This window comes from Lentzea sp. HUAS TT2, from assembly GCF_051853195.1.
Taxonomy (GTDB): Bacteria; Actinomycetota; Actinomycetes; order Mycobacteriales; family Pseudonocardiaceae; genus Lentzea.
The window spans coordinates 7,995,043-8,009,865 of record NZ_CP196667.1 but is presented as its reverse complement, the minus strand read 5'-3'; the positions used below and the strand labels follow the sequence as shown (position 1 = coordinate 8,009,865).

Annotated in this window: 15 protein-coding genes, 1 tRNA gene and 1 pseudogene; 10 read left to right on the top strand and 7 right to left on the bottom strand. The window is 68.8% G+C overall.

Annotation, left to right across the window (positions count from 1 at the left end):
- Positions 1-4 precede the first annotated feature (4 nt).
- Positions 5-1,753 (top strand): recombinase family protein, encoded by a 1,749-nt coding sequence (locus ACSHWB_RS38240; RefSeq protein WP_439658193.1) that lies wholly within the window; start codon positions 5-7, stop codon positions 1,751-1,753.
- On the opposite strand, the gene ACSHWB_RS38235 is transcribed toward ACSHWB_RS38240, so the two are convergent.
- A tRNA-Leu gene (locus tag ACSHWB_RS38235) sits at positions 1,735-1,817 on the bottom strand. The genes ACSHWB_RS38240 and ACSHWB_RS38235 overlap by 19 nt on opposite strands.
- Positions 1,818-1,962: 145 nt before the next feature.
- On the opposite strand from ACSHWB_RS38235, the gene ACSHWB_RS38230 reads away from it, so the two are divergent.
- Positions 1,963-2,889, top strand: coding sequence for a squalene cyclase (locus tag ACSHWB_RS38230; RefSeq protein ID WP_439658192.1), 927 nt, complete (start codon positions 1,963-1,965; stop codon positions 2,887-2,889).
- On the opposite strand, the gene ACSHWB_RS38225 is transcribed toward ACSHWB_RS38230, so the two are convergent.
- The 6 genes from ACSHWB_RS38225 to ACSHWB_RS38200 all read right to left on the bottom strand — a co-directional run bounded on the left by ACSHWB_RS38225 (position 2,886) and on the right by ACSHWB_RS38200 (position 7,595).
- On the bottom strand, positions 2,886-3,491 hold the full coding sequence (locus ACSHWB_RS38225; protein WP_439658191.1) for a response regulator: 606 nt from the start codon (positions 3,489-3,491) through the stop codon (positions 2,886-2,888). The genes ACSHWB_RS38230 and ACSHWB_RS38225 overlap by 4 nt on opposite strands.
- Positions 3,488-4,645, bottom strand: coding sequence for a sensor histidine kinase (locus ACSHWB_RS38220; protein WP_439658190.1), 1,158 nt, complete (start codon positions 4,643-4,645; stop codon positions 3,488-3,490). The genes ACSHWB_RS38225 and ACSHWB_RS38220 overlap by 4 nt, the downstream gene beginning before the upstream one ends.
- Positions 4,627-5,334 carry an ABC transporter permease gene (locus ACSHWB_RS38215; protein WP_439658189.1) on the bottom strand — a complete coding sequence of 236 codons (708 nt, stop codon included), beginning with the start codon at positions 5,332-5,334 and terminating at the stop codon, positions 4,627-4,629. The genes ACSHWB_RS38220 and ACSHWB_RS38215 overlap by 19 nt, the downstream gene beginning before the upstream one ends.
- Entirely contained in the window at positions 5,331-6,149 is an 819-nt protein-coding gene (locus ACSHWB_RS38210; RefSeq protein WP_439658188.1) for an ABC transporter ATP-binding protein, read from the bottom strand. Before ACSHWB_RS38210 ends, ACSHWB_RS38215 begins: the two co-directional genes overlap by 4 nt.
- A 144-nt stretch (positions 6,150-6,293) precedes the next feature.
- A complete protein-coding gene (locus tag ACSHWB_RS38205; RefSeq protein ID WP_439658187.1) occupies positions 6,294-7,172 on the bottom strand; it encodes a LysR family transcriptional regulator in 879 nt (292 codons plus the stop codon).
- A gap of 18 nt (positions 7,173-7,190) precedes the next feature.
- Complete coding sequence (locus ACSHWB_RS38200) at positions 7,191-7,595, bottom strand: hypothetical protein (protein WP_439658186.1); 405 nt, start codon at positions 7,593-7,595, stop codon at positions 7,191-7,193.
- 82 nt (positions 7,596-7,677) lie between these two features.
- Here ACSHWB_RS38200 and ACSHWB_RS38195 point away from each other — a divergent pair, with 82 nt between their 5' ends.
- The 8 genes and pseudogenes from ACSHWB_RS38195 (at position 7,678) to ACSHWB_RS38160 (ending at position 14,812) form a co-directional block, all read left to right on the top strand.
- Positions 7,678-8,244, top strand: coding sequence for a TetR/AcrR family transcriptional regulator (locus tag ACSHWB_RS38195; RefSeq protein ID WP_439658185.1), 567 nt, complete (start codon positions 7,678-7,680; stop codon positions 8,242-8,244).
- A gap of 11 nt (positions 8,245-8,255) precedes the next feature.
- Positions 8,256-8,903: a GAP family protein gene (locus ACSHWB_RS38190; RefSeq protein WP_439658184.1), complete on the top strand. Its 648-nt coding sequence runs from the start codon at positions 8,256-8,258 to the stop codon at positions 8,901-8,903.
- Positions 8,904-8,961: 58 nt separating this feature from the next.
- A complete protein-coding gene (locus ACSHWB_RS38185) occupies positions 8,962-10,119 on the top strand; it encodes a PucR family transcriptional regulator (protein ID WP_439658183.1) in 1,158 nt (385 codons plus the stop codon).
- A 143-nt stretch (positions 10,120-10,262) separates the two neighbouring features.
- Complete coding sequence (locus ACSHWB_RS38180; protein WP_439658182.1) at positions 10,263-10,856, top strand: DUF6801 domain-containing protein; 594 nt, start codon at positions 10,263-10,265, stop codon at positions 10,854-10,856.
- 27 nt (positions 10,857-10,883) lie between these two features.
- Positions 10,884-11,773 (top strand): annotated as a pseudogene (locus ACSHWB_RS38175) (glutaminase).
- Between the two features lie 19 nt (positions 11,774-11,792).
- Positions 11,793-13,118, top strand: a complete 1,326-nt coding sequence (locus ACSHWB_RS38170) for a M20/M25/M40 family metallo-hydrolase (RefSeq protein WP_439658181.1) — start codon at positions 11,793-11,795, stop codon at positions 13,116-13,118.
- A 10-nt stretch (positions 13,119-13,128) separates the two neighbouring features.
- Positions 13,129-13,914: an SDR family oxidoreductase gene (locus ACSHWB_RS38165; protein ID WP_439658180.1), complete on the top strand. Its 786-nt coding sequence runs from the start codon at positions 13,129-13,131 to the stop codon at positions 13,912-13,914.
- Between the two features lie 64 nt (positions 13,915-13,978).
- A complete protein-coding gene (locus ACSHWB_RS38160; RefSeq protein WP_439658179.1) occupies positions 13,979-14,812 on the top strand; it encodes an alpha/beta fold hydrolase in 834 nt (277 codons plus the stop codon).
- The last annotated feature ends 11 nt before the right edge of the window (positions 14,813-14,823 follow it).

Here is a 14,823-nt window from a genome sequence, read left to right as displayed (position 1 = left end):
TGCGATGACTGTTGAAATCAGCCGAGACCCGTGGGCGACGCTTGATGACCTGTGGGGCATCGAGGTCGGCGAAGTTGCGGAAGACGGCATCGGGCCGGTAGCGGGATACGGGCGGTGCTCGACGGAGGACAACCAGGACCCCGAGACGTCGCGCGGCTGGCAGTTCGGCAACGCGGAGAAGTTCGTCGGGCCGTTGGGCGGCCGGATCGTGGAGGAGTTCTTCGACGTCGGGAAGTCGCGGTCGGTGCCGTGGGAGCGACGGGACGAGGCGTCACGGCTGCTAGCAGCGTTGAAGAACCCGCACCGTGGTTGGAATGCCGTTGTTGTGGGGGAGGGGACGAGGTGCTGGTTCGGCAACCAGTTCTCGTTGATCGCTCCGCGGTTCGAGGCGTACGGGGTCGACCTGTGGGTGCCGGAATTGGGCGGCAAGTACGACCCGCGCAACCCGTCGCACAAGATGCTGATGAGCGTGCTCGGCGGCATGAGCGAGTCCGAGCGCCAGCACGTGCAGGCTCGTGTTCGAGCCGCGATGGACACTCAGGTACTCAACGAAGGACGTCACCAGGGCGGACGAGCGCCGTACGGGTACGTGACGGTCGACGGCGGTCCGCATCCGAATCCGCGCAAGTCAGCGGAGGGCTACCGGTTGCGGGTGCTTGCGATCGACGACGAGTCCGCATGGGTCGTCCAGCGCATCTTTGCCGAGTACTTGAGCGGCATGGGCGACCGGGCCATTGCCAACGGGCTCAACCGTGACCGTATTCTGTGCCCGTCCGCGCGCCGGCCGGATCAGAACAAGCATCGGCCCGGCGATGGTTGGCAGGGCAGTACGGTGCGGGCGATCGTGGAGAACCCTCGCTACACCGGCTATGCGTTCTTCGGCCGCTCTACGAAGTTCGAGACGCTGCTCGACCCTGACGACGTGTCGGCTGGTCACGTCGTGCGATTCCGGAAGGCCAGTCCGGATCGAGTCGTCCGGTCGCGTAATCCTGCGCACCCGAAGATCGTGGAGATTGAGGACTTCACGGCTGCTCAGCTTCTGCGGAAGTCGAAGGGGAGCTTGCGGAGCGCGCGGAAGACGGAGCGGTCCGGGCGTGCGCTGAAACACCGCTACCTGTTCCGTGGTCGTATCCGGTGTGACATCTGTGGGCGGAAGATGGAGGGCAGCCCGCGCAAGAAGGCGATGTATTACCGGTGTCCGGCGCGCACATTGGCCCCGGGGTCTCCCGTGCTCGCGTCACATCCTGGTGCGGTCTATTTGAGAGAGGACGCTCTTCAGGATGCGGTGAACGGTTGGTTGGGGCATGTCTTTGATCGGAAGAACCGCGATCGGACCGTTGCCGCGTTGATGGATTCGCAAGAGCCGGTCATCCAGATCGGTCGCGATGCTGCGAAGAAGCGGCTGGCTGAGGCAGAAGCCAAGCTGACCAGGTTCCAGAACGCCATCATGGCTGGCGTTGACCCTGCGGCGCTGGTCGAGGCGATCAACGAGGCGCAGGCCGAGAGGCTCGCGTCACGGGCGGCCCTGGACAACGTCCCAGCACCGGTGGAGGTGGACGTCGCCGAGATCTACGCGGCGATCGACTCGATAGGAGATGTCAGCGCGGCACTGAGAGGCAGCGCGCCAACGAGACTGGAAGAGCTGTACGAAGCGATAGACCTGCAAGTCCGGTACAAGCAAAACCCCCACGAAGCTGATGTCTCCATCAACCCCGTGGGGGTGAATAACGCTCGTGTCCGAGGGGGGACTTGAACCCCCACCCCCTTTCGGGGACTAGCACCTCAAGCTAGCGCGTCTGCCATTCCGCCACCCGGACGTATTCAGTTTTGCCTCGGCTCGCGCCGTGGTGTGCCTAGATTACATGATCGTCAGCGCGGGCCAAAATCGGGGGGGCCCTGGGTGTGTCTGTGATGGTTGGGTGGGTGTGGTTGGTGTGTGTGACGTGGGGTTAGGGTCCGTGTGTGCGGGAGGTCATCGGGTGGTTGCTCGACTCCGATCCGGCTTTGCGGTGGCAGGTCGAGCGGGATCTGCTGGGGAGGCCTGAGGGGGTTTGGGGTGCTACTCGGGCTCTGGTGGGGGTTGAGGGGTTCGGGGCTCGGCTTCGTGCCCTTCAGGGGGACGACGGGATGTGGGCTGGTGGGGCCTTCTTTCCCGCCGGGTTCGACGGCACTGAGGCCGGGCAGCCTTGGACGGCCACTACCTGGTCGCTGACGTCGTTGCGGGAGTGGGGGCTTGAGGCCTCCGCGTTGGCGGGGACCGTCGAGTTGCTTGCCGCCTCGTGTCGGTGGGAGTACCAGGACCTGCCCTATTGGGGTGGGGAGGTCGACTGCTGCATCAACTCGTGGACCTTGGCCAACGGGGTGTGGCTCGGGGCTGATGTTCAGGGGATCGCCGAGTGGTTCGTCGAGCACCAGCTCGAGGACGGCGGGTGGAACTGCGAGTGGGTTGAGGGGTCCACGCGGTCCTCGTTCCACTCGACGCTCAACTCGGTGAAGGGGTTGCTCTTACACGAGGTGGCTACTGGTGGGACTGCTGCTACTCGGGCCGCTCGGGCCCGAGGGGAGGAGTACCTGCTCGAGCGGGATCTCTTTCGGCGGTTGTCCACCGGGGAGGTCGTGGGGGAGTGGGCTTTGCGGTTCCGGTCGCCTTTTCGGTGGGGGTACAGCGTGTTGAACGCCCTGGACCACTTCCGGGCGGCCGGCGTCACGGATCCTCGGATGGCTGAGGCCGTGGAGATCGTTCGTGGTGCTCGGCAGGAGGACGGGACCTGGTTGCAGGGTGGGCGGCATCCTGGGCGGGTGTGGTTCGAGATCGATGTTGCTGAGGGGGAGCCGTCCAAGTGGCTCACGTTCTACGCGATGCGGGTGTTGAAGTGGTGGGATCGTTAGATCCAGCCCTTGGCCCTGGCGAAGCGGGCTGCTTCGTGGCGGTTCGAGGCTCCGGTCTTGCCCACCGCTGAGCTGAGGTAGTTGCGGACTGTGCCTGGGGAGAGGGAGGCTCGGCGGGCTATCTCGTCGATGGGGGCGCCTTCTAGGGCTAGTTCTAGTACGTCTGCTTCTCGTGGGGTCAGCGGGCTGTCGCCGGCGCTGATGGCTTCTGCCGCCAGCGCTGGGTCCACGTAGCGGCCGCCTGTGTGGACGGTTCTGACCACTGTGGCCAGTACGTCCGACGAGACGGTTTTCGGTAGGAAGCCTCTTACTCCTGCTGCCAGGGCTCGTTTGAGGTGGCCCGGGCGGCCGTGGCTGGTGACGATCATCGTGGAGCAGGTGGGGAGTTCCAGGGCCAGGGATTGGGCTACTGCTACGCCGTCGAGGTCTGGCATCTGCAGGTCGATCACGGCCACGTCCGGGCGGACCACCCTTGCTGTGGCCAGGGCTTCTTTGCCGGTGGCGGCTTGGGCCACCACCTCCAGGTCGTCTTCCAGGGACAGCAGGGCCGCCATGGCGCCTCGAATGAGGTGTTCGTCGTCGGCCAGCAGGATGCGGATCACGGGAGCTCCACGGTCAGGACGAAGCGATGGGGAGCTTCTGGGGCCGCTGTCACGGAGCCGCCGAGGATCGCCACGCGTTCGCGCAGGCCGGTCAGGCCGCTGCCGAAGCGGAACGGTGCGGAGGAGGCGCCGTCGTTGGTCATGGTGAGTTTTTTGCCTCGCAGCGTGATCGTGCACGTGCTGGCCTTGCTGTGGCGCAGGACGTTGGTCACGCCTTCCCGGACGGCCCAGCCCAGGGCGCCCGCCGGCTCGCCGTCGAACGTCACGTCGCCGATCACCCTGCAGTCGATGCCGGCGGAGGCCAGTAGCGAGCGGGCGCCGGCGAGTTCCGCGGAGAGGTCTGCCGTGCGGTAGCCGCTGACTACGGCACGGAGTTCGTCCAGGGAGTCCTGGGCGATCTGGCGGACTTCCAGCATCTCGTCGATGGCGTCGGCGGAACGGTCGCGGCGAGCCAGTTGGGCCGCCAGGTCTGCTTTGAGGGCTACGGCGGAGAGGTTGCGGCCCACCACGTCGTGGAGGTCTCTGGCGAAGCGCAGGCGTTCTTCCGCCACGGCGAGGTTCGCGCGCACGTCTCGGCTGCGGTCCAGTTCCCACACGATCCGCAGCATCCACAGGGTCGAACGGAACGCGCCCACCAGGAACTGCAGCATCAGGCCGATGAACAGGGCGTGGCCCGGCGGTGCGGTGAGGAGCATCCAGAGGCCGCCCGCGAGGGCGAGCAGGACCAGGGTGCGGGGGCGCAGCACGGCGGACAGGGTGGTGATCGCCAGGACCAGGAAGATCACCGAGATGCCGTCGCCGGGGCTGTCGGGCTTGCCGGGCAACGGGTCGGGGTAGAAGACCTGCCCGAAGGCCAGCACGACGGCGGTGGCGACGAGGTAGACCGTCAGCAGGCGGCGGGGGAACGGGGTGCGGTCGAGGTGGTGCTCGATGCCCAGGTGGACCAGCCGGATGCTCGCGGCCACGTAGGCCAGCACCGTCGTGATCAGGACGATCAGCCCGACGGTGCCGACCTCGTTGGAGAAGCCGGTGATCAGCAGCGGTGGCAGGAACACGTAGCTGAGGTAGAACGTGTAGCGCACGAACAGGTCGAACCGCGCCGCGCTGCCACGGGACCGCCACCAGCCGAGCAAGTTCACCTCCGGGGGTCCCACCTGAACCACCGCTGCACAGCGTAGGTCCCCAGGACGGTCCACACCGCCAGGACGATCATCGGCTGGAGCACGGGGCCGTCCGCCCACCCGGCGCGCAGCAGCTCGAGCACCGGCGTCAGCGGTAGGTACTCCAGCACCGACGCGAGGCCGGAGGGCAGCGCGGAGAGCGGGAACATCAGGCCCGAGCCGAACAGGCACGCCATCAGGATCGGCAGCGACGTCACCTGCGCCATCTCGACGGTCCGGGTGAACGCCGAGGACACCGCCGCCAGCAGCACGAACACCAGGGTGCCGGCGAGCACGCCGAGCAGCAGGAACCACGGCCGCGCCGGCACGGCGACGCCGGTGACCACGGCGACGACCGCGCAGTAGAGCACCATCTGCCCGAGCGCCACCACGACGGACGGCAGGGAGGCGCCGACCAGGATCTCCTGGTCGGTCAGCTCGCCGACGCGCAGCCGCTTGAGCACCAGCTCCTCGCGCCGGGCGACGAACGTGGTGACGAGGTTGTAGTACACCGCCATGAGCAGCGCGAACCCGATCAGCCCGACGACCAGCGGGATGCCCTCGGCGTCCACCGAGATCAGCACCGGCACCAGCAACAACGGCAACAGCAGCGAGTTGAACAGCGCGGTCCTGTTGCGCCAGAACAACTTCAGCTCGGCCTGCCCAATGGCCACGGCCCTCATGCCGCCTCCTCCGCGATCGCCAGGAACGCCTCTTCCAGCGACGCCGAGCGGGCGTCCAAACCGGACAGTTCAACGTCGTTGTGCTGGGCCCACACGAGAAGCTCGTGCAGGGTGGACTGCAGTTCGTTCGTGCGCACGGTCACGCGGCCCGACGACTCGACATCGGCGACGACCGGCAGCGACACCCCGGGAGGCGGCGTGAACGAGATGCGCGACGGGTACGCGTCGACGACCTCGGACACCGTTCCCTGCGCCACGATCCGGCCGCGGTGCATGATCGCCAGCCGATCGGCCAACGCCTGCGCTTCCTCCAGGTAGTGCGTGGTCAGCAGCACGGTCACGCCATCGCGCAGCAGGGTGCGGATCAGCTCCCACGTGTTCCGGCGGCTCTCCGGGTCGAGCCCGGTCGTCGGTTCGTCGAGGAACAGCACCTCCGGCTTGCCCAGCAACGCCAGCGCCAGGTCCAGCCGCCGCCGTTCACCGCCGGACAGCTGCTTCACCCGGACCGTCGCCCGATGGGTCAGGTCGACGAGCGACAACGCCTCGTCGACCGGCCGCGGCGACGTCAGGGTCCCCGCCCACATCCGCGCGGCCTCGCTCACGGTCAGGTCGGGCGGGAAACCGCCTTCCTGCAGCATCACGCCCATCTTCGGCCGGACGACCTTCCGCTCCGCGAACGGGTCGTGGCCCAGCACACGCACGGTCCCCTCGGCCGGACGTGTGAGCCCCTCCACCACCTCCACCGTCGAGGTCTTCCCCGCTCCGTTCGTGCCGAGAAGGGCGAACATCTCGCCCCGCTCCACGTCAAAGGACACGCCCCTTACAGCTTCGAAACCTCCGCTGTACCGGCGAGTCAGCCCCCGCACCTCGATCGCTGTCATGATTCAACGATCTCGGCAAACAAGGGCGACCGGCAGTGCGGTCCCACACCAGTTCCCCATGACAGATGTCATCGACGCTCACGGGTGCGTGCCGACGAGCGCGTCCACCACCACGGAGGCGGGTTCGGACAGATTCAGCCACGCGACGACGACGCGCTGACGCTCCCGTGAGCGCACTCGTATGACCTGCACGCCATGAGGCACCAACGTGGCCAACGGCTCGGGCAACGTCGTGATGCCCGCGCCGGACGCCACGAGCTGCAGCTTGGCCAGCCAGTCGCGGGCGAGGTGGGCGACCACCGCCCGTTCGTCGAGCCCCGGCCAGACGCCGGATCCCGCCGGGCCCGCGATCCACGCCCAGCCGCGCAGGTCCGCCACGTCGATGAAGTCCTTGTGCGCCAGTGGATGCGTCGACGGGACGGCCAGCAGCAGCTCGCGCTCGTCGAGCACCTTGGTCCGCAACGCCGGCGTCTCGTCGTCCAGCGGCGGGAACGGGGGCTCGGACGCGAGCACCGCGATGTCGACCGTGCGTGCCCGCAGCGCGCGCACCAGGGACGCGGTGGTGCCATCGCGCGTGGTCACGGTCAACGCAGGATGACTGCGCCGCAACGCCGCCAGCGCCGACGGGACCAAAGTGCCGCCCGCACTCGTGAACCACCCGAGCCGCACGGTGCCCGCGGTGGCCGGCAGTCCGGACAGTTCACGGCTCGCCGCGTCGAGTTGCGCGAGAACGAGTCCCGCGTGCCGCAGCAGCACGTGCCCGGTATCGGTCAGTTGCACGCCATCGCGCTGACGGTCGAGCAACGGCGCGCGCACGACCCGTTCGAGCGCGGCGATCTGCCGGGCCACCGCCGACTGCGTGTAGCCCAGCGCGACGGCCGCGGCGCTCAGCGAGCCCCGCTCGGCCACCTCCTGGAACACCCGCAACGCCACCAGCGGAACCGCAGTGAGGTCCATGGACCAGGTGTATACGGGCTACGGGTGGTATCGCCCCTGAATCTCGGTGATCTCGCCGTCGCCGTTGAACGTCAGCCGGGGCGCGTAGGGCGGGTCCGCCCTGGCGAGGAAGTCGGCACGGCTGCATTCGGCCGCACCCATCCCGTACCAGGTCAGCGTCAGTGCTCCGCCCTCACCGCACCCGAACGCCGTGCGGATCTCCACGTCGTCGGCGAGCCGGGACACGTGGGTCTCACCAGGCAGTTCGTGGACGTTGGTGTTGTTCTCCTCCGCCTTGCGGATCTCCCCGCCGACCCACTGCACGGTGCCGTCGGGGTTGATCGCGGTGATCACCGCGACGTCCGTGGTGTTCGGGAGTGTCCACCAGATCGCGCCCGCCACCACAGGCACCGCGGCCGCAGCCGCCCAGATCCAACGCTTCACGTCGGTGTCGACGCCCGCATGATGCGCGAGGTTGCCTCCCACGCGGTTGCAGTGATCAGATTAAGGTCGTAATCTAACGGTCGTGCCAAAACACGCGGATCCCGCCGAACGGCGCCGGCAGGTGGCCGCCGCCCTCTACCGGGTGGTCGACGCCGAGGGGTTGGACGCGGCGAGCCTGCCCAGGATCGCCAGGGAGCTGAACGCCACCACGGGCCTGCTGCAGAAGTACTTCCGCAGCAAGGACGAGCTGCTGCTGTTCGCGCAGGACCAGCTCGTCGAGGAGCTCACCGCGAGCGTGCAGGCGGCCCTGAACCAGGAGGGGAGTCTTCAGGGCCGCCTGCTCAAGGCGTTGTGCACCATCGCGCTCGTGGACGACCCAGCACGCGCACGGGTGTGGCTCGCGTTCACGGCTCGTGCGGCAGCGAATCCCGTGCTGCTGCAACGGCACGCGGAGGGCGCACGGGAGATCAGGGACCTGTGCCGGCACGCGCTGGAGGCGGCGGGTCTGGACGGCGGGGAGGCCGTCGGGCTCGCGGCCCTGGTCGACGGGGTGACGGCGCAACGCGCGCTGGAGCCCGAAGTGATGACAGCAGAGGTGACGGAGCGGGTGATCGCCCGCCACCTGGAACGACTGTGGGGGAGCAAGTGACATTAGGACTGATGGCGGCGCTGGCGGGGCTGGCGCTGCTCGACTCGACGAGCATCGGCACGTTGTTCATCCCGATCTGGCTGATGCTCGCGCCGGGCCGGTTGAAGCCGAGCAGGTTCGTCGTCTACCTCGGCACGATCTCGGTCTTCTACTTCGGGGTCGGCGTGCTGATCGTGCTCGGCGCCTCGCAGGTGATCGATCACCTCGACAGCAAGATCGCGCTCTGGATCCAGCTGGTGATCGGCGTGGTCCTGTTCGCGGTCAGTTTCCGCTTCGACAGCAAGAAGAAGCTCGACACGGGCAAGTGGCAGAACCGCGCCCACGGGTCCGGGGTGGCGCTCGCCGGTGTCGCGGTGCTCGCGGGCGTGGTCGAGCTCGCGACGATGCTGCCGTACCTCGGCGCGATCGGGATGATGAGCGCCGCCGACCTGAACGCGGGCCAGATCGGGCTGCTGCTCGCCGGGTACTGCCTGGTCATGATCGTGCCGGCGCTCCTGCTGCTCGGCGGCAGGCTGGCGCTGCGGCAGCGGATCGAGCCGTTCCTGACCCGGATCAGCACCTGGTTCGCGGAGAAGGGCGCGGGCGCGACGGGCTGGATTCTCGGCATCGCCGGGTTCCTGGTCGCACGCGATGCGATCGCACGGCTGTTCTTCCTGTGAACCATTTGGTCCGGTTGGCTGAACGACCCGGTTTCGTTTTACTCCTACACTCCCCAGGGTGACTGGGCTGGACGATCCGCGCAGATCGGTCCCGCGCGAACTGGCGCCGTTGCTCCGAATGGAAGTGACGCCCGTCGCGGTGAGCATTTTCGAGGCCATCGAGAAAGCGATTCCGGAATACAGCATGTTCCGGGACAACGTGGTCGACGGAATCCGGCAGGCGTTGGTGAAGTTCGTCGACCGCATCGCCGCGCCGGATTCCGAGCCCGATCCGCACGACGACATCCACCGCAAGCTCGGCGCCTGGGAGTTCAAGTCGGGGCGCAGCCTCGACAGCCTGCAGGCCGCCTACCGGATCGGCGCGCGGGTGGCGTGGCGGCACGTCTGCGGGTTCGCCGAGCAGCGCGAGCTGTCGCTGCACCTCATGTCGGTGCTCGGCGAGGCGATGATCGCCCACGTCGACGAGCTGGTGAGCCTGTCGGTCGAGGGGTACGCGGCCGCACAGGCGAGTGCGGCCGGCACGCTGGAACGCAAGCGGCGCAAGCTGATGGAACTGCTCGTCGGTGATCCCGCCGGCAACTGGCAGGCCGTGCTGGACGCGGCACGGGCGGCGGCGTGGCCGATGCCGGACCGGCTCGCGGCGGTGGCGCTCGAGCCGTCCGCCGCGCCCGCGGACGACCTGCCGGGCGACGTCCTGGTCGACTTCGAGGACGCCACGCCGTACCTGCTGGTGCCGAACCCGGTCGCGGTGACGCGCTGGCTGCGCGGAGCCCTCCCGGGGTGGCGTGCCGCGGTCGGCCTTCCGGTGGCGCCGCAGGACGCGCGCAGGTCGCTGGCCTGCGCACGCCGCGTGCTCGCTCTCTCCCAGGACAAGGTGCTGCCGCAACGCCAGGTCCTCGACTCCGCCGACCACCTGGTCGAACTGACCGTGCTCGCGGACGAGTTCCTGTCCAGGCAGCTGTCCGAACGGGCACTGGCGCCGCTGGCCCCGCTCACCGACCTGCAGCGCACCAAGCTCGCCGAGACGTTGCTGGTGTGGCTGTCGGCACGCGGCGGCGCACCCGAGGTGGCCGCCCGGCTGAAGGTGCACCCGCAGACCGTGCGCTACCGCGTGAACCAGTTGGAGGAACTGTTCGGCGACCGAATGCACGACGCCGAGGAACGGTTCACCCTCGAACTCGCGCTGCGCGCGCACTATTTGTTGCTGCGCGACTGACAAACAACCGAAAGCCATTTCGTACGCGGGTGATAAAAGCGTGTTTTTGCTTGCCTTGCCGAATCAAAGCTGGCTACTTTACTGGCGAGTAAAGCAACACCGCCTTCTTGCAGTTCAATGACGTACTCAGGAGGTCCCTGCAGATGAAGACCGGACTTTTCGCGCGCGCCGCCGCCGTCGTTCTGGTTGCCGGAGCGCTGAGCGTGACGACGGCCGGCACCAGCTCCGCCGCGACCGCCTCGCTGAACATCACCTACGTGTGCGAGTTCTCGATCACCGGCACCCACGACGTGCCGACCGTGGTCACCTCTCCCAACGTGCCGGACTCCGCCGCCGTCGGTGTGCCCACCGCGGCAGCGGACACGACGGTGGTCGCCACCGTGTCGGACGACATCCGCAACACCGTGTGGTGGATCGGCGGCAGGTCCGTCGACGGCACGCTGACCACGAACGTGGTGGTGAACAACGCGGGCGCGGTGCAGAACCTGACGGCGACGTCGGCCATCCCGAACACGCCGGTCCCCTCGTCCGGCACGTTCCAGGTCGTGGCCACGGGCACGCTGCCGTCGCTGACGCTCGCCAACGCCGGGACGACGTCGATCTCGCTGGGCAACGCGACCCTCGCGCTGACCCCGCGTTACGCGAACGGAGACCCGACGTGGATCGGCACCGTCAACTCGCCTTGCACGGTCAAGGCCGGCCAAGCCACCAAGTTCCACGAGTTCACGGTGGCGTAAGGCCCATCCCGTGATGGGATGACGGCCATGGAGCTCCAGCAACTGGTGGACCGCATCGCGTCCGAGGTCTCGCCAGGTGGCACCGCGGCCGACTACATCCCGACACTGGCCAGGATCGACCCGCACGCCTTCGGCCTCGCCGTCGCCACCCTGGACGGCGAGGTCTTCGGCGCGGGGGAGTTCGACAGGCCGTTCTCGATCCAGAGCATCTCGAAGGTGTTCATGCTCGCTCTGGCCCTCGCCGAGAACGACGACGTGTGGACCCGCGTCGGCCGCGAGCCGTCCGGGTCACCGTTCAACTCGCTGGTCCAGCTGGAGACCGAGCAGGGCGTCCCGCGCAACCCGTTCATCAACGCCGGCGCCGTCGTCGTCACCGACCACCTGGGACTCGGCGCCGCGGACCGGCTGCTCGGGTTCCTGCGGCAGGAGAGCGGCAACCCGGCGATCGCCGTCGACCCCGAGGTCGCCAAGTCCGAGCTGGACCACGCCGACCGCAACCGCGCGCTCGCGCACTTCATGGCTCCTACGGCAACATGCGCAACCCCGTCGACGTCGTCGTGCACGAGTACGTGCGGCAGTGCTCGATCGCGATGAGCTGCGCCGATCTTGCCCGAGCCACCCTCTTCCTCGCCCGCCACGGCGTCCGCAACGACGGCGCCCGGCTCCTCGGCGTCAGCGGTGCCAAGCGCGTCAACGCGGTGATGCTCACGTGCGGCACCTACGACGCCGCCGGCCAGTTCGCCTACCGCGTCGGCCTGCCCGGCAAGAGCGGCGTCGGCGGCGGGATCATCGCCGTCGTCCCCGGGAAGTGCGCGATCTGCGTGTGGAGTCCAGGATTGGACGCACGCGGGAACTCCGTCGCGGGCGTCGACGCGCTGGACCGTTTCACCACTCTCACGGGGTGGAGCGTGTTCTGACGGATGGTAGGAAGACGGGGTGAGCACAACGGGGAACGCACTGGCAGTGGCGGAGGACGAGGTTGTCACCCTCGTCAGCGAGTTGATCAGGATCGACACGACGAACACGGGTGATCCCGCGACGGTCGTGGGGGAGCGCAAGGCCGCCGAGTGGGTGGCCGAGAAGCTGTCCGAGGTCGGCTACGAGACGACCTACGTGGAGTCCGGCGCCAAGGGCCGCGGCAACGTCGTCGCACGCCTGCAGGGCGCCGACCCCAGCCGGGGCGCGCTGCTCGTGCACGGCCACCTCGACGTCGTGCCCGCCGACGCCTCCGAGTGGTCTGTGCACCCGTTCTCCGGCGCCGTGCAGGACGGGTACGTGTGGGGCCGCGGCGCCGTCGACATGAAGGACATGGTCGGCATGACGCTGGCCCTGGCCCGGCACTTCAAGCGCGAGAACGTCGTGCCGCCGCGCGACATCGTGTTCGCCTTCCTCGCCGACGAGGAGGCAGGCGGCCTGTTCGGCGCGAAGTGGCTGGTCGAGCACCGGCCGGAGCTGTTCGAGGGCGTCACCGAGGCGATCAGCGAGGTCGGCGGCTTCTCGATCACGCTCAAGGACGACGTCCGCGCGTACCTCGTCGAGACCGCGGAGAAGGGCATCCGCTGGCTCAAGCTGCGCGTCAAGGGCACCGCCGGGCACGGCAGCATGATCCACCGCGACAACGCCGTGGCGAAGCTCGCCGCCGCCGTCACCAAGCTCGACCAGCACCAGTGGCCGCTGATCATCCGCCCGTCCGTGCGCGAGTTCCTCGACGGCGTCACCGAGATCACCGGCCTCGAGTTCCCCGACGACGACATCGAGGGCTCGATCGGCAAGCTCGGCGCGTTGTCGCGGATGATCGGTGCGACGCTGCGCGACACGGCGAACCCGACGATGCTCTCCGCCGGCTACAAGGCGAACGTCATCCCGTCGACCGCAGAGGCCACTGTGGACTGCCGCATCCTGCCCGGCCGCGAGGAGGCGTTCGACCGCGAGCTCGCCGAGCTGCTCGGCCCGGACGTGGAACGCGAGTGGATCGGCCTGCCGCCCGTGGAGACGACGTTCGACGGCGCACTGGTGGACGCGATGACGGCGTCGATCATCGCCGAGGACCCCGGCGCCCGCGTGCTGCCGTACATGCTCTCCGGCGGCACGGACGCCAAGTCGTTCCAGCAGCTCGGCATCCGCAACTTCGGCTTCTCGCCGCTGAAGCTCCCGGCCGACCTCGACTTCTCCGGGCTCTTCCACGGGGTGGACGAGCGCGTGCCGGTGGACGCGCTGAAGTTCGGCGTCCGGGTCCTCGATCGGTTCCTGCGCAACAGCTGAGGAGATCGCCGTGTCCACTGTGGACTTGACCGGGCGGGTCGCGTTGGTCACGGGCGGCGCGCGAGGGATAGGCGCCGCCGTGGCGCACCGGCTCGCGAAGCTCGGGGCGGGCGTCGCGGTGCTCGACCTCGACGCCGCCGGGGCGCAGCGGGTCGCGTCCGCGGTGGGCGGCATCGCCATCGCCGGTGACGTCAGCGATCCCGCGACCATGCCCGCAGTGGTGGCGCAGGTGGAGAAGGAACTCGGCCGCCTCGACGTCGTGCACCTCAACGCCGGGATCGGCGGTGGGCAGACCGGTGTGGACGTCCTGGACGTCGAGCGCTACCGCAAGCTGGTCGGCGTCAACGTCGACCACGTCGTGTACGGGTTGTGCGCGGCCGTCCCGGCGTTGCGTCGGCAGGGCGGCGGGAAGATCGTGATCACGGCGTCGCTGGCCGGCATCACCGCGATGCCGTCCGACCCGCTGTACACGCTGACCAAGCACGCGGTCGTCGGGTATGCGCGGGCGGCGGGCAAGGCGTTGGCTGGTGAGGACATCACGGTCTCCGCGCTGTGTCCCGGGTTCGTCGACACGCTGCTGCTGGGCGGGGCGAGGGAGGAGTTCGCCGCGGCCGGGTTCCCGCTGCTGACGCCGTCCGACGTCGCCGAGGCCGTGCAGTCGGTGCTGGCCGACGGACAGCCGGGGGAGGCCTGGATCATCCAGCCCGGGGGGAAGGCCACGGCCTACGACTTCCGCGGTGTGCCGGGCGTCGGCGGCGGGCAGTTGCCGCCTCCCGTGGTGCTCGGCCGCGTTTAGTGCGTGTCCTTCCGCCGTGTCGTCTCGTTAGGACGAACAGACGACACGGCGAAAGGACTTCCGCATGGTGCGGCTGGAAGACGGAACCGAGCTCAACGTGCTGCGCGCGGGCGACCCCGAGGCACCGGTGACGGTCGTGCTCGCCCATGGCTACGCGCTCGACCACCGCAGCTGGCACAAGGTCGTCGAGCAGCTGAGCCCCGAGTTCCAGGTCATCGCCTACGACCACCGCGGCCACGGCAAGTCCGCCGCCGCGTCCAAGGAGACGGCGACGATCGAGCAGCTCGGCGAGGACCTGGGTGAGCTGATCGAACGCGCGGTGCCGCAGGGCCAGATCGTGATCGCCGGGCACTCGATGGGCGGCATGGCGGCACTGGCGATGGCCGAACGCAGGCCGCGGCTGTTCCGGCAACGGGTGCTCGGCAACGTGTTCGTGTCCACGGCGGCCAGCGGCATGTCCGAGACGTCGCTCGCGTGGCCCAAGGCCGTCGGGAAGCTCGTGCGGGAGCTGGAACGGGCGTTCGGGCCGCTGGTGCGCGCCGTGCGGGAGAAGATCGAGCCGGCCAAGACCGCCGGGCTGCGGTGGTGGCTGTTCGGTGACCAGCCGGTCGACGAGGACGTCGAGCTGACCGCGGACATGGTGTGGGGGCACTGGCCGGAGACGGTCGCGCTGTTCCGGCCCGCCGTGGACCGCTACGACCGCGAGGCCGGGCTGACCGTGGCCAAGGAGAAGGCCGTCGTCGCCGTCGTGGGGGACGAGGACCGCCTGGTGCCCGAAACGGACGCGGCGAAGTTCGGCGGGACGTCGGTGATCTTGTCGGACGCGGGACATATGCTTCCGCTGGAGCGGCCGGCCGATCTCGTGAACCTCATCCGGGAGGTCGCCGCCAAGGCATAGCTGGGGGGCTG